Source organism: Telluria sp. Soil_C_11 (assembly GCF_057657395.1).
The window spans coordinates 140,447-154,757 of the sequence record NZ_JBDGIN010000007.1 but is presented as its reverse complement, the minus strand read 5'-3'; the positions used below and the strand labels follow the sequence as shown (position 1 = coordinate 154,757).

At 68.7% G+C, this 14,311-nt stretch carries 14 protein-coding genes and 1 riboswitch; of the genes, 11 read left to right on the top strand and 3 right to left on the bottom strand.

Annotation, left to right across the window (positions count from 1 at the left end):
- Position 1 precedes the first annotated feature (1 nt).
- On the bottom strand, positions 2–589 hold the full coding sequence (locus tag AC3A6M_RS13915; RefSeq protein ID WP_487853306.1) for a TetR/AcrR family transcriptional regulator: 588 nt from the start codon (positions 587–589) through the stop codon (positions 2–4).
- A 141-nt stretch (positions 590–730) separates the two neighbouring features.
- Between AC3A6M_RS13915 and AC3A6M_RS13910 the strand changes: the two genes are divergently transcribed.
- Positions 731–1,720, top strand: a complete 990-nt coding sequence (locus AC3A6M_RS13910; protein WP_487853305.1) for a diacylglycerol/lipid kinase family protein — start codon at positions 731–733, stop codon at positions 1,718–1,720.
- A gap of 38 nt (positions 1,721–1,758) precedes the next feature.
- On the opposite strand, the gene AC3A6M_RS13905 is transcribed toward AC3A6M_RS13910, so the two are convergent.
- A complete protein-coding gene (locus AC3A6M_RS13905) occupies positions 1,759–2,325 on the bottom strand; it encodes a hypothetical protein (RefSeq protein ID WP_487853304.1) in 567 nt (188 codons plus the stop codon).
- Positions 2,326–2,426: 101 nt separating this feature from the next.
- On the bottom strand, positions 2,427–4,238 hold the full coding sequence (locus tag AC3A6M_RS13900) for an ATP-binding protein (RefSeq protein ID WP_487853303.1): 1,812 nt from the start codon (positions 4,236–4,238) through the stop codon (positions 2,427–2,429).
- Between the two features lie 141 nt (positions 4,239–4,379).
- Between AC3A6M_RS13900 and wrbA the strand changes: the two genes are divergently transcribed.
- The 10 genes from wrbA to AC3A6M_RS13850 all read left to right on the top strand — a co-directional run bounded on the left by wrbA (position 4,380) and on the right by AC3A6M_RS13850 (position 14,304).
- Positions 4,380–4,979, top strand: coding sequence for an NAD(P)H:quinone oxidoreductase (gene wrbA / locus AC3A6M_RS13895; protein ID WP_487853302.1), 600 nt, complete (start codon positions 4,380–4,382; stop codon positions 4,977–4,979).
- 171 nt (positions 4,980–5,150) lie between these two features.
- Positions 5,151–6,377, top strand: coding sequence for an ABC transporter substrate-binding protein (locus AC3A6M_RS13890; protein ID WP_487853301.1), 1,227 nt, complete (start codon positions 5,151–5,153; stop codon positions 6,375–6,377).
- Between the two features lies 1 nt (position 6,378).
- A complete protein-coding gene (locus tag AC3A6M_RS13885) occupies positions 6,379–7,248 on the top strand; it encodes a carbohydrate ABC transporter permease (RefSeq protein WP_487853300.1) in 870 nt (289 codons plus the stop codon).
- On the top strand, positions 7,245–8,174 hold the full coding sequence (locus tag AC3A6M_RS13880; protein ID WP_487853299.1) for a carbohydrate ABC transporter permease: 930 nt from the start codon (positions 7,245–7,247) through the stop codon (positions 8,172–8,174). The genes AC3A6M_RS13885 and AC3A6M_RS13880 overlap by 4 nt, the downstream gene beginning before the upstream one ends.
- Before the next feature lie 10 nt (positions 8,175–8,184).
- On the top strand, positions 8,185–9,246 hold the full coding sequence (locus tag AC3A6M_RS13875; RefSeq protein WP_487853298.1) for an ABC transporter ATP-binding protein: 1,062 nt from the start codon (positions 8,185–8,187) through the stop codon (positions 9,244–9,246).
- Between the two features lie 28 nt (positions 9,247–9,274).
- The gene (locus AC3A6M_RS13870; protein ID WP_487853297.1) at positions 9,275–10,300 is read left to right on the top strand and encodes a LacI family DNA-binding transcriptional regulator; all 1,026 of its coding nucleotides are present in this window, start codon (positions 9,275–9,277) and stop codon (positions 10,298–10,300) included.
- Between the two features lie 96 nt (positions 10,301–10,396).
- Entirely contained in the window at positions 10,397–11,782 is a 1,386-nt protein-coding gene (locus tag AC3A6M_RS13865; RefSeq protein ID WP_487853296.1) for a GH1 family beta-glucosidase, read from the top strand.
- A 25-nt stretch (positions 11,783–11,807) separates the two neighbouring features.
- Complete coding sequence (gene fucP / locus AC3A6M_RS13860; protein ID WP_487853295.1) at positions 11,808–13,118, top strand: L-fucose:H+ symporter permease; 1,311 nt, start codon at positions 11,808–11,810, stop codon at positions 13,116–13,118.
- 39 nt (positions 13,119–13,157) lie between these two features.
- A riboswitch (yybP-ykoY riboswitch) is annotated at positions 13,158–13,328 on the top strand.
- A gap of 6 nt (positions 13,329–13,334) precedes the next feature.
- On the top strand, positions 13,335–13,901 hold the full coding sequence (gene mntP, locus AC3A6M_RS13855) for a manganese efflux pump MntP (RefSeq protein WP_487853294.1): 567 nt from the start codon (positions 13,335–13,337) through the stop codon (positions 13,899–13,901).
- 46 nt (positions 13,902–13,947) lie between these two features.
- Positions 13,948–14,304, top strand: coding sequence for a hypothetical protein (locus AC3A6M_RS13850; RefSeq protein ID WP_487853293.1), 357 nt, complete (start codon positions 13,948–13,950; stop codon positions 14,302–14,304).
- Positions 14,305–14,311: the final 7 nt, after the last annotated feature.

Below are 14,311 nucleotides of genomic sequence, written 5' to 3'. Positions count from 1 at the left end.
TTCAGCGCGCGCCGATCGCCTCGCCGATCACCTGGCGGGCGGCGCGCAGCACCTCTTCGGACAGCGCCGGGTCGCCCTTCGCGGTCCCGCGCGCCACCGCGTGGACCCCGGCCAGGGTCGCCACCAGGGTCATCGCACGGGCCCGTGCATCCTCGGCCGAACGGCTGCCGGCAATGCTGCCCTCGAATACGCGCACCATGTCCAGGTAGCCTTCCGAAAACCGGATGCTGAGGTCGCGGTCATGCCGTCCGACTTCGCTGGCCGAGGCCGCGATCGGGCAGGCGCCGGCATAGTCGTCGCGGCTTTCGACCGACAGGAAGCGGTCGAGGAAGGCCGGCAGGTCCGGCGTGCCGTCCGCTTCGTTCATCTCCATGCGTGCGCCCGCCTGTTCCAGGCCGTACGAGAATGCAGCCACCGCCAGTTCTTCCTTCGAGCGGAAATGCGCGTACAGGGCGCCGTGGGTGAGTCCGGCCGCCGTGCTGATTTCCGCCACGCCGACGCCATCATAGCCGCGTTCGCAAATCAGTCTGCTGGCGGCCCGTACCAGGGCATCCCGGTTCTCGGCGGCTTTTTCTTTGCTGATTTTCATGCAGGCAGTATAACTCTCGTCCCGTGCGCGCTTTCGTCGCAAAAATGGTGACAGGTAAGTACTTGCGGGCAAGGGGAACGGGTGCTTCGCGCGTAGCTGTTAATCTGTCGGGACAGATAGCGTCAGGAGGAAGTTGAGACGATGGCAAAGCAGGAACCCCGGCCCGATGCGCCGTTCTATGTCGTGCTGAATGCCGGCTCGGGACGCACCGATACCGAGCTGCGCTGCGACACCATCCGCCAGGTGCTGGAAGCCGCAGGCAGGTCCTGCGTGCTCGAGGTCGTCCATGATGGTTCGAAACTGCCGGAGATCGCGGCCAACGTCGCACGGCGTGCGACAGAAGAGGGCGCGATCCTGGTCGCGGCCGGCGGCGACGGCACCCTCAACGCCGTGGCGCACGAGGCGGTGCGGCACGGCTGCGTGTTCGGCGTGCTGCCGCAAGGCACCTTCAATTATTTCGGCCGCACCCACGGCATTCCCGAAGACCTGGCCGATGCCGTGCACGCGCTGCTGCGCGCCCGCGTGCGCCACGTGCAGATCGGCATGGTCAACAACCGCAGCTTCCTGGTGAACGCCAGCGTCGGCCTGTATCCGCGCCTGCTCGAAGAGCGCGAGCACGACAAGCGGCAGTTCGGGCGCAGCCGCGTGGTGGCGCTGGTGTCGGCACTGAAGACGGCGCTGGGGCGGCACCGCAACCTGCGCATCGCGCTCGAGCTGGACGGCGCCACGCATCGGCTGCGCACGCCGACCCTGTTCGTCGGCAACAACCGCTTGCAGATGCAGCAGGTCGGCATGCAGCCGCTCGACCATGCGGTGGAGGAAGGGCGCCTGGCGGCGATCGCCCCGCGCCCGGTCGGCCGCTGGCGCATGCTCGGCCTGCTGCTGCGCGGCGCGCTCGGGCGGCTCGGCGAGGCCGAGGACGTGGTCGCGTTCGCCTTCCGCAGCATGACGGTGCGCGCGCCGCTGCTGTCCGGACGGCGCCGGGTCAAGGTCGCGGTCGATGGCGAGGTCTGCAAGCTGGAATTGCCGCTGCGCTTCGAGGCGCTGGACGGCAGGCTGGCGCTGCTGGTGGCGGACCCGCTGGAAGAGGCGGCCGGCGCCGATTCGGCCGGAGACAAATCCTGGGTGTGATGCGGCGGCGGGCAGGGGGCCCGCCGCATGGATGGTGATTACAACTGGTCGTCGGAACCGTAATCGTCCTGATTCAGCCGGTTCTGACCCTGCTGGCGCTGGCCCTGTTGCTGGCCGATCTGCTGGCCGCCCTGGCTGCCCTGTTGACCGCTTTGCTGGCTGCCCTGCTGCCCGCTCTGGCGGTTGCCGCTCTGCTGCTGGCCACCCTGCTGGCCGCCTTGCTGCCGGCCGCTCTGCTGGTTGCCCTGGTTGCTGCCTTGCTGCTGACCTGATTGCTGCTTGCCTCCCTGTTGTTGGTTGCCAAGGTTGCCGCTCTGCTGGTTCATGTCCTTTCCTGATTGCTGGTTCATGTTGCCTCCTTGCTGACTGGCCTGGCCGCGCCGCGAATTGCCTTGTGCCGGCGTACCGCCCGGCTGGCCGGCGTTGGCCGATTGCAGGTTGCCCGAGTCGGAAGGGTCGGGGGCGCCGACGCCGCCATCGCGGCCGCCGTCGTTGAGGTTGCCCGTAGTGCCGGTCTTGCCGGCGCTGCTGGTTCCGACGCCGCTCATTTCGTCATAGTTGCGGCCCTTCATGCCTTTACCCTTGTATTCCTGGTTACTTGGCATTGATGCCTCCTTGTCTGTGCCGAAAACCCTATGGTATGCCCCTCACCGGAGCGGGCAATCGGAAAACAGGCGAGGGCGACGTAGGATATTTCGGACAGAACTCAAGCGCCGGTCGGGTCCGGCGCCTGCGCCAGCGGGAAGCGCAAGGTGAAGGTGCTGCCCATGCCCGATCCTCCGCTGCGGGCGCTCGCGCTGCCGCCGTGCAAGGCGGTCAGTTCCCTTACCAGCGCCAGGCCCAGCCCGAGTCCGCCCTGGGCGCGGTCGATCCCGGTCGGGCCCTGCACCAGCGTATCGAAGATGGTCGGGAGGGTGTCGGCATCGATGCCGATGCCGGTGTCGCTCACCTCGACCACGGCCTCGCCGCCGTCGGCACGCGCGCTCACCGCGATCGCGCCGCCCTGCGGCGTGTACTTGATCGCGTTGTGCAGCAGGTTGTCGAAGATCTGTTCGAGGCGGGTCGGGTCGGCGTCGATCCAGAGGGCGCCGGCGTCGACCTGCCAGGCATGGGCGCCGCCGTCGGCCAGCGCGCGGGTCTCGCAGCATTGGCGCAGCAGGGCGCCGGCGTCGATGCGGGCGCGCCGCAGGTCGACCTTGCCGGACAGGATGCGGCGCATGTCAAGCAGGTCGTCGACGATGCGCGTGAGGTGGCGCACCTGGCGCCGGCCGATCTCGCGCGCGTGCTCCGCCAGCTCCGGCTTCACGTGCGGCAGGTCGAGCACCTGGACCGCGCCGGCGATCGCCGCCAGCGGGTTGCGCAGTTCGTGGCCGAGCATCGCCAGGAACGCGTCCTTGGCGTGGCTCTGGGCCTCGGCCTGGCGGCGCGCCGCCTGTTCGCTGCGCAGCAGGGCCTCGCGTTCGTCCTGCAGGCGCTGGCGCGCGCCGCGCTCGCGCGCAAGGTCGGCGCTGCCGTGGCGCAGGCCGTCCAGCAGCAGGTCCACTTCGGCGACCCTGGTCGATGCGGTCGGCGGTTCGGCGCCGCTTGCCAGCGCCTTGGCCGCGACGCCCGCCTGGTCCAGCGACAGCGAGAGGCGCTTGGCCAGGAATACCGCGATCCCGGTCGCCAGGCCCATCATGCCCAGCAGGGACAGGGCCGCGTACAGGGTGGCGGTGCGCGCCGGGGCCTCGATCTCTGGCGCCGGCACGCCGATCGCCAGGGTCCAGCCGGACAGCGGCGCGCGCGTGTAGACCGAGTAGACGTCGATGCGGTCGTGGGTCGTGTGGCGCAGGATGCCGTTCGGCTGGCGCCGCGAGGCGCGATACAGCTCGGGGCGCACCGGCTTGCCGACCAGCTCCTCGGCGTTGCGGTTGCGCGCGATCGCGATGCCGTTGGCGTCGAAGATCGTGATCACCCAGTCGCGCCCGATGGCGGGATCGCTGAATACCCGCGCGAAGTAGTTCGCGTCGAAGACCTGGCTGACCACATAGGGTTTGCCGATGGCGCGCGGCACCGGCACGTCGATCGAGATCGTGGGCCGGCGCGCCACCAGGCCTAGAAAATAGCCGGATACGTGGGTCTTCTGGGTGTCGTAGGCCTGGGAGGCCCAGCCGCCCGAATACGCGGGCAGCGGCTGGCCCCAGGGCAGCAGGGTATTGAACAGCGGCTTGCCGCTATAGTCGGAAAGCAGGGTCCAGGACCAGGGCGTGGCGCGGTTCATGGCGCTGGCCTCGCGGTGCAGCTGGGCGAAGTCGCCGCGGCGCAGCGCTTCGGAATTCACGATGCCGCGCAGCGACGCCTCGGCCACCGCGATTTCGCGGTCGATCAGCAGCACGGTGGCGCGCCCGGTCTCCTGCACGCTGCGGATGCGCGATTCGCGTTCCGAATCCAGCAGGCGCGACAGGCCCATCGAAGCGATCAGCGCCGCCGGCACGAGGATCGCGGCCGCCATCAGGATCAGGTAGGTACGGGCTTTCATCCGGCGGAGAAATAGTTGCTGGTGGGCGACATTGTACGTGCATGCAGCGGCCATCGCCCGCCTTTCTGACGGGCGTCTCCGCCCGGCGGTTTGGGCTAGCATGGCGCACACATCACCGATCCACCCTACAGGAGGCGCGACATGGCGAAAGTACTGGTTCTGTATTACTCCACCTATGGACATATCGAGCAGATGGCGCAGGCGGTCGCGGAAGGCGCGCGTGGCGCCGGCGCCACGGTCGACGTGAAACGCGTACCGGAGACGGTGCCCGAACACATCGCGCGCCCGGCCCACTTCAAGCTCGACCAGCCGGCGCCGATCGCCACCGTCGACGAGTTGCCGGACTACGACGCCATCATCATCGGCGCGCCGACCCGCTACGGGCGCATGCCCTCGCAGATGGGAGCCTTCCTCGACCAGACCGGCGGCCTGTGGGCGCGCGGTGCCCTGCACGGCAAGGTCGGCGCGGCCTTCACCTCGACCGCCACCCAGCATGGTGGCCAGGAAACGACGCTGTTCTCGATCATCACCAACCTGCTGCACTTCGGGATGGTGGTGGTCGGCCTGCCGTACAGCTTCGCCGGCCAGATGACGCTCGACGAGGTCACCGGCTGCAGTCCCTACGGGTCGAGCACGATCGCCGGCGGCCAGGGCCAGCGCCAGCCCAGCAGGAACGAACTGGATGGCGCGCGCTTCCAGGGCGATCTGGTGGCGAAGACGGCGGCGAAGCTGTTTGGATGAGTAAGGCGACGGGACTGTAAAATTCCCCCATCTCGTCTGTGTTTTATAGGAAAATCCAAGTTGGAATTTTCTGTTTGACACTAAATTCGGCCCGGTGCTATAGTCCGGCAACAGCCATGGGAACGTTTCCAAATACGTCCCGCAAGTGGCGGCCGATACATTGGAGACGAGATGGTTGTACGCAGGTTGGCGCTCGCCGCCTGGCTGTGCGCATCCGCTGCGGCGGCGCACGCCGGTCCGAGGGCCGAGGTGATCCATTGGTGGACCTCGGGAGGCGAGTCGGCCGCGGTGCGCGAAGTCGCCCAGGCCTATCGCGCCGCCGGCGGCACCTGGATCGATAGCGCCATCGCCGGCGGCGACCAGTCGCGCGCCGTCACCGTCAACCGCATCATCGGCGGCAATCCCCCGACCGCCGCCCAGTTCAACACCTCCAAGCAGTTCCTCGACATCATCGAGGAAGACATGCTCAACGACGTCGACGAACTCGCCCTCGCACAGGACTGGGACCGGCTGCTGCCGGAACCGATCGTCGGCGTCATCAAGGTCAAGGGCCACTGGTACGCGGCGCCGATGAACATCCACATGCAGACCTGGCTGTGGTATTCGAAGGCGGCGTTCGCGAAGGCCGGGATCCGCAAGGAACCGGCCAGCGTCGGCGAACTGTTCGCCGCGCTCGACAAGCTGAAGGCCGCCGGCCTGATCCCGCTGGCCCATGGCGGCCAGTCCTGGCAGGAGGTGATCCTGTTCGCCAGCATGCTGTCGAACCTGGGCGGGCGCGACCTGTACCTGAAGGTGATGCGCGACCGCGACCAGGCGGCGATCCAGTCCGGCGCCTTCCGCAAGGTGCTGCTGGCCTACAAGCGCCTGCAGTCCTATGTCGATCCGGCCTCGCCTGGCCGCAACTGGAACGACGCCACCGCGCTGGTGATTTCCGGGCGCGCCGGGATCCAGATCATGGGCGACTGGGCCAAGGGCGAATTCACCAATGCCCGCCAGACCGCCGGCAAGGAGTACGGCTGCATCCCGGGCCTGTCCGCCGACAGCCCCTACCTGATCCAGGGCGACGTGTTCGTGTTCCCGAAGACCGGCGACCCCGAGGCGATCCGCGCCCAGAAGCTGATGGCCAGGGTGGTCGGGCAGCCCGCGGTGCAGCTCCGCTTCAGCCAGTTGAAAGGCTCCCTGCCGGTGCGCACCGACCTCGACGCCGGCCGGCTCGATGCCTGCGCGCAGAAGGGGATGGCGATCCTGCGCGACCGCGCGCGTCCGCTCGGCGTCCCCGAGGTCTACCTGACCCCGGACCAGAACGGCGCCCTGCAGGACGTGCTGACCGCCTACTGGAATACCCATATGCCGGTCGAGAAGGCGCAGAAGAGCATCGCTTCGGCGCTGCGTTATTAAAATGAAGATCAAGCGCACCCTCACACCCTACGCGGCGCTGCTGCCCATGTTCGTCACCGTGCTGGTCTGCTACATCGGCTCGGCCGTGTGGACCCTGGGCATGTCGATGACGGCCTCGCGCACCTTCCCGTCGCGCCACTTCATCGGCCTGGCCCAGTACCAGCGCCTGTTCGACAACGAGCGCTGGATGCTGTCGCTGCAGAACCTGGCGGTGTACGGCCTGCTGTTCGTGCTCGCCTGCCTGGTGATCGGTTTCCTGCTGGCGGTCTTCATCGACCAGAACGTGAGCGGGGAGGGGGTGCTGCGCACCGTGTTCCTGTACCCGTACGCGATGTCCTTCGTGGCGACCGGCCTGGTGTGGCAATGGCTGCTGCAGCCGGGCGACGGGATCGATTCGGCCGTGCGCGCGCTGGGCTGGCAGGACTTCCGCCTCGACTGGCTGGTCGACCAGGACATGGCGATCTACACCGTGGTGATCGCCACCGTGTGGCAGGCGTCCGGCCTGGTGATGGCGCTGATGCTGGCCGGCCTGCGCGGCGTCGACCCCGAGATCTGGAAGGCCGCGCGCCTGGACGGCATCCCGGCCTGGCGCGTCTACCTGCAGATCGTGCTGCCGATGATGTGGCCGACCGTCGCCACGGTCCTGCTGCTGCTGTCCACCGCGGTCGTGAAACTGTACGACGCGGTGGTGGCGATGACCCAGGGCGGCCCCGGCACCGCCAGCGAAGTGCCGGCCAAGTTCATCATGGACCACCTGTTCCTGCGCTCGAACGTCGGGCTGGCATCGGCCGGCGCGGTGGTGCTGCTGGTGCCGGTGCTGGCGCTGTTCGCGCCCTATGCGTATGCCCGCAGCCGCAAGGAGGCCGCATGAATTCCCGCAGCAGCGCCGCAGGCCTGCCGGCCGCCATGGTGCGCGACGGATCCGCGGCCGGCGCGCGCCGCCGGCGCCGCCTGACGCCGGCCCGCATCGGCCTGTATGCCTTCCTGTTCGGCGCGGCGCTGTTCTTCCTGCTGCCGCTGTACGTGATGATCGTCACCTCGCTCAAGAGCATGGACGAGATCCGCGCGGGCGGCATCTTCGCGCTGCCGCTGGCCGCCACCCTGGAACCGTGGCGCCAGGCCTGGAGCACGGTCTGCACCGGCGCGGCCTGCGAGGGCCTGCGCACCGGCTTCCGGAATTCGGTGGCGATCGCGCTGCCGTCGACCGTGCTGCCGATCCTGGTCGGGGCGGTGAACGGCTATGCGCTGTCGTTCTGGCGCCCGCGCTACGCGAACCTGTTGTTCGGGGCGTTGATGGCCGGCGCCTTCGTGCCGGTGCAGGTGATGATCTATCCGCTGGTGCGGGTGATGGCGCTGGCCGGCGTGTTCGGTTCGCTGCCCGCGATCGTGCTGGTGCACCTGGTGTTCGGCATGCCGATGATGACCCTGCTGTTCCGGAATTACTACTGCTCGGTGCCGCACGAGCTGTTCCAGGCGGCGCGCGTGGATGGCGCCGGCTTCTGGCGCATCTTCCTGCGCATCATGCTGCCGATGTCGCTGCCGATCATCGTCGTCGCCGCCATCATCCAGGTGACGGGCGTGTGGAACGACTACATCCTGGGCCTGGTGTTCGCGGGGCGCGAGAACCTGCCGATGACGGTCCAGCTGAACAACGTGATCAACACCACCACCGGCACCCGCCAGTACAACGTCAACATGGCCGCCACCATCCTGACCGCGCTGGTGCCGCTGACCCTGTATTTCGCATCCGGACGCTGGTTCGTGCGCGGCATCGCCGCCGGCGCGGTCAAGGGTTGAAGAGGACGATATGGCGAACGTAAGCCTGCGCAAACTGAACATCATCCTGGGCGGGAAGAGCATCATCCGCGACCTCGACCTGCAGGTCGAACCGGGCGAATTCCTGGTGCTGCTGGGGCCTTCCGGCTGCGGCAAGTCGACCCTCCTGCACAGCATCGCCGGCCTGGTCGACGCCGACTCGGGCACGATCGAGATCGGCGGGCGCGACATGACGGACGCCGACCCCAGCGAGCGCGGGATCGGCATGGTGTTCCAGTCGTATGCGCTGTACCCGACCATGAGCGTGGAAGACAATATGTCCTTCGGCCTGCGCATCGCCGGCACGCCGAAGGCCGAGATCAGGCGCCGCGTGGCGCATGCGGCCGGGATGCTGCAGCTCGACGCACTGCTCGGCCGCAAGCCGTCGCAGCTCTCCGGCGGCCAGCGCCAGCGGGTGGCGATCGGTCGTGCGCTGGTGCGCCAGGCCCAGGTCTTCCTGTTCGACGAGCCGCTGTCCAACCTCGACGCCAAACTGCGCGCCGAGCTGCGCCGCGAACTGAAGCTGCTGCACCAGCAGCTCGGCTCGACCATGATCTACGTGACCCACGACCAGGTTGAGGCGATGACCCTGGCCTCGCGCATCGTGGTGCTGCAGGCAGGCCAGGTGCAGCAGGTCGGCACGCCGCTGGAAGTCTACGAGCGCCCGGCCAACCGCTTCGTCGCCGGCTTCCTGGGCGCGCCCGCGATGGCCTTCGTCGACGGCCGGCTCGACGGGGCAGGGCGCTTCACCGCCGGCGGGCTGGCCGTCCAGCCGGGCGCCGGCTGCTGCGCGGCGGCGATCGCGGACCGCGCCGCCGTGCTCGGCGTGCGTCCCGAGCACGTGGCGATCCGTGCGGACGGCGCGCTGGCGGGAACGGTGTCGCTGGTCGAGCCGATGGGCAACCACGTGGTCGTGTGGATCCGCTGCGGCGAGCACCTCCTTTCCTCGCTGGTGCACGGCGACGGCGCCTTCGCGCCGGGCCAGGAAGTCCGGTTCGCGCTGGATGCGAACCGGGTGTCGCTGTTCGATCCCGCGTCGGGCGCCCGCCTGTGATGCGCCAACCGTCACCAAGGAGAGGCCTGTGCCCACCATCAAGGATGTAGCGAAACTTGCCGGCGTCGGACTGGGCACCGCTTCGCGCGTGATCAGCGGCAAAGGCTCGGTGTCGCCGGCGACCCTGGCGAAAGTCAGGCAGGCGATCGACGAGCTGGGCTTCCGGCCTTCGCATGCGGCGCGCGCGCTGCTGTCGGGTTCCAGCCGCATGATCGGGGTCTACATTCCGGTGCTGAGCGGGACTTTCTACACGCCGATCCTGCAGATCATCGACACCGAGCTGCGCGCCGCCGGCCTGCACATGGTGCTGGCCTTCGGGGTCGGGCTCGGCGACGAGCGGCGCCAGGCGCTCGAAGGCATCGAGTTCCTGGTCGCGCGCGGCTGCGACGGCCTGATCGCGATGACCGGCGCACTGCAGGACGAGGATCTGGCCGCGCTGGGCCCGAAGGCGGGCCGGCTGGTGGCGCTCAACCATCGCCTCGACAGCATCGCCGGGCAGTGCTTCACGGTCGACCACGCGCTGGGCGGACGGCTGGCGGCGCGCGCGCTGCTCGACCACGAGCACCGCCGGATCGCCGTGATCGAAGGTCCGCGCAGCGCGGCCGACAACGTGGCGCGCATCGAAGGTTTTACCGCCGAGCTGCGCGCGAACGGCATCGGCCCGGACACGCTCTGGCGTGTCGAGAGCGACTTTTCTCCGGCCGGCGGCTGGGCCGCGGCGAAGGAGCTGCTCGATTCGGGCTACCCGTGCACGGCGCTGTTCTGCGCCAACGACGAGATGGCGGTCGGCGCGCTGTCCTGCTTCCAGGAGGCCGGCCTGCGCGTGCCGCACGACCTGTCGGTGATCGGCTACGACGACACGCCCAGCGCCGCCTTCTCGGCGCCGGGCCTGACCTCGGTGCACATGCCCTGGCGCGAGATGACCCAGAACGGCATCAATGCGCTGCTCAACCTGTGCTACGACATGAAGCGTCCGGTGACCCGCAACTTCCCGGCCAGCGTGACCCTGCGCGCCTCGCTCGCCAGGGCGGCCGGCGCGCGCAAGGCCGCATGAAGGGCGGTTCCTCCGCGCCGGCGCCGGCGCTTTTTTTCGAACCGTTGCTGGAAAGCTTTCCATACAAATTCACGCATCACTGACCGACACCGCACCATGAGTACCCGTTCCCGCACCGAACCGCAGGCGCCGCAGCGCGCCGATTTCCCGCCTGGCTTTTTGTGGGGCTGCGCCACCTCGTCCTACCAGATCGAGGGGGCCGCACGCGAAGACGGGCGCGTCGAATCGATCTGGGACCGCTTCGCCGCCACACCGGGCCGGATCCGCGACGGCTCGAGCGGAGAGGTCGCCTGCGACCATTACCACCGCTGGCCGGAAGACCTGGACATCGCCCGCGCGCTGGGCCTGAACGCCTACCGCTTCTCGATCGCCTGGCCGCGCATCTTTTCGGAAGCCGGCGCCAGGCCGAACCCGAAGGGCCTGGATTTCTATGCGCGCCTGGTCGACGGCATGCTCGAGCGCGGCCTGCAGCCCTGGGCCACGCTCTACCACTGGGACCTGCCGCAGTACCTGCAGGACCGCGGCGGCTGGAACGAACGCGCCACCGTCGACGCCTTCGTCGAGCTGGCCGACGCCATGACCCGCAAGGTCGGCGACCGCGTCAAGCACTGGATCACGCATAACGAGCCGTGGTGCACGGCCATCCTCGGCAATTTCGAAGGCTGCCACGCGCCCGGCCTGACGGACTTCAGGACCGCGCTGCAGGTCAGCCACCACGTGCTGCTCTCGCACGGCAAGGCGGTTCCGGCGATCCGCGCCAACGTTCCCGGCGCGAAGGTCGGCATCTCGCTCAGCCTGCATCCCCTGCGGCCGGCCAGCGGCAGCGCCCGCGACATCGCGGCGATGGAACGCCACGATGGCCTGCGCTACCGCTGGTTCCTCGATCCGCTGTACGGCCGCGGCTATCCGGAGCAGACGCTGGCGCTGGTCGGCGACCAGGCCCCGATAGTACTGCCGGGCGACCTCGAGGCGATCGCCGTGCCGACCGATTTCCTCGGCGTGAACTATTACTTCCCCGAGACCGTCGCCGACGCGCCGGGCCACGCGCCGCTGGATGCGCGCATCCTGCCGCCGCGCGGGGACGAGATCACCGCGATGGGCTGGGAGGTCGAGCCCCGGGGGCTGGCCGAATTGCTGGCGCGGGTCGAGCGCGACTACCGCCCGGGGCCGATCTACGTGACCGAGAACGGCTCCTGCTACGACGACACGGTCGGCGCCGACGGCCGCATCGAGGACACGCAGCGCAGGCACTACCTGATGCGCCACCTGGGCGCCTTGCGCGACGCGCTCGGGGACGGCGTGCCGGTGCAGGGCTATTTCGCCTGGAGCCTGGTCGACAACTTCGAATGGGCCGAGGGCTACCGGAAGCGCTTCGGCCTGGTCCACGTCGATTACGCCACGCAGCAACGGCGCCTGAAGGACAGCGCGCACTGGTACCGCTCCTTCCTGAAGGGCGCCGCATTCAACCAAGCACACCCATAACGCCAACGAATACGAGGAGATTTCCATGGCACATTCCGCACCCAACCCGGCGCTGGCGCCGGCCGCGCAGGCCGGCACCAGCGCCGGCAACGACGCCGGCAACAACGCCGGCCCGCTGGTGATCGTCACCATCCTGTTCTTCATGTGGGGCCTGCTGACGTCGCTGAACGACGTCCTGATCCCGCACCTGAAGGCCATCTACACGCTGAGCTATGTGCAGGCGATGCTGGTGCAGTTCTGCTTCTTCGGCGCCTACTTCATCGTCTCGGTGCCGGCCGGGGCGCTGATCCGCCGGCTGGGCTACCAGAAGGGCGCCGTGACCGGCCTCCTGATCGCGGCGCTCGGCTGCGCGCTGTTCTATCCCGCCTCGAAGAGCGGCTATGGCCTGTTCCTGTTCGCCTTCTTCGTGCTGGCAAGCGGCATCACCGTGCTGCAGGTGGCGGCGAATCCGTACGTGACCGTGCTCGGTCCGGCCAGCACCGCCTCCAGCCGCCTCACCCTCACGCAGGCCTTCAATTCGCTCGGCACCACGGTCGCGCCGGCGGTCGGCGGCATGCTGATCCTGTCCGCCGCGGCGGTGGGCGCGGACCGGATGGCGGCGATGAACGCCACCGAACTGGCGGCCTACCGCGCCCACGAGGCGGCCAGCGTGCAGGGGCCCTACCTGGCGCTGGCGGCGGCGCTGGCGATCCTGGCCGTCCTGTTCGCGCTGGCGCGCCTGCCGAAGATCTCGCATGGCGACGACAGCACGGCGGCGGCAGAGGGCAAGGCCTCGGCGCTGGCCTACCGCCACCTGGTGCTGGGCGCGGTCGCGATCTTCCTGTACGTGGGCGGCGAGGTCAGCATCGGCAGCTTCCTGATCAACTTCCTGGGCGAGCGCCAGGTCGCGGGCCTGCCCGCATCCAGCGCGGCCAGCTACGTCAGCCTGTACTGGGGCGGCGCCCTGGTCGGCCGCTTCATCGGCTTTGCCGCGATGCGCTACGTCAGTCCCGGCAAGAGCCTGGCCTTCAATGCGCTGGCCGCCATCGCGCTGGTGCTGGCCGCCATCTTCGGCAAGGGCGCGCTGGCGATGTGGGCGATCCTGGCGGTCGGCCTGTGCAACTCGATCATGTTCCCGACCATCTTCAGCCTGGCCCTGCATGGCCTGGGCCGCCACACCGGCCAGGGCTCCGGCATCCTGTGCATGGCCATCGTCGGCGGCGCCATCGTGCCTTTCGTGCAGGGCTTTGTCGCGGATGCGATCGGCGTGCAGCCCTCGTTCTTCGTGCCGGCCGCCTGCTATGCCTTCATCTGCTACTTCGGCATCAAGTACGCCAGCCTGCACCGTAGTTCCTGACGGAACTTCCCAGCGGCGCGCTCATGCGGTAAGATAGCGCCACCCATTGGGGAGTAGCCTGCTTCCGTTTCCCGGAAGTTCCCGTATCAACATACTCGTCGCCGCCCTGGCGACGTGGTACGGGCAGCCGTCTCGGTTGGCAAGACCTTTGGCATGCCGCGCGCTTCGACCGGGCCGCGCGGCCTGCCTTCGTCTTTGCCCGGCCAGCGAGAAATCATGAATGTAGCCGCCACGCTAGCCATCGCGCTTGCGATGTCCACCGACGCCTTCGCCGTCGCCATCGGCAAGGGCGCAGCCCTGCACCGTCCCCAGCTCAAGGAAGCCCTGCGCACCGGCCTCATCTTCGGCGTGATCGAGGGCCTGACCCCGCTTGCGGGCTGGGCCCTGGGCAAGGTCGCGGCGCCGTATGTCGAAGCCTGGGACCACTGGATCGCCTTCACCCTGCTGGGCGCGCTGGGCCTGCGCATGATCCACGCCAGCCTGGCCGCGGACGACGAAGAAGACGAAAAGCCGAGCAGCCATTCCTTCTGGCTGCTGGCGATCACCGGCTTTGCGACCAGCATCGACGCCATGGTGGTGGGCGCCAGCCTGGCCTTCATCGACGCCAGCATCGTCGCCACGGCCGGCGCAATCGGGCTGGCGACGTTCACGATGGTCACGCTCGGCGTGATGCTGGGCCGGGGATTGGGCCACCTGGTCGGCAAGCGCGCGGAACTGATCGGCGGGCTGGTGCTGATCGCGATTGGCGGCCTGATCCTGTACGAGCATCTGGGCGCGGCCTGACCCCACGGCGGGAGTAGACTAGGCAGGTGAAACCAGGAGGTGCATCATGAAATGGATGCTCGCCGCGCTGTTCGCCAGCGCCGCCTTTTCCGCCCACGCCGGGTTCGGCCCCAGCCGCCACGTCGACCTCGACGCGCCCGGCGCGCTGGCCCGGGTCCAGCGCGACAACCCGGCTCACTACCGCGCCATCACCCGCATCCTGCGCGAAGCGCCCGAGCAGAAGCCGCAGGCGCTGGCGGGCTGGGTGCGCACCGCCTTCGACGCCAAAATGGCATCCAGCATGCTGATCAAGACCAGCTATCCGCCGCAGGCGCGGCTGGAGTTCGTGCTCGACAAGACCGAGTACAGGGCGCTGGTCACGCTGCGCAATGTCCAGCCGAGGCTGATGCCGGCCCGGGATTGATGACTGC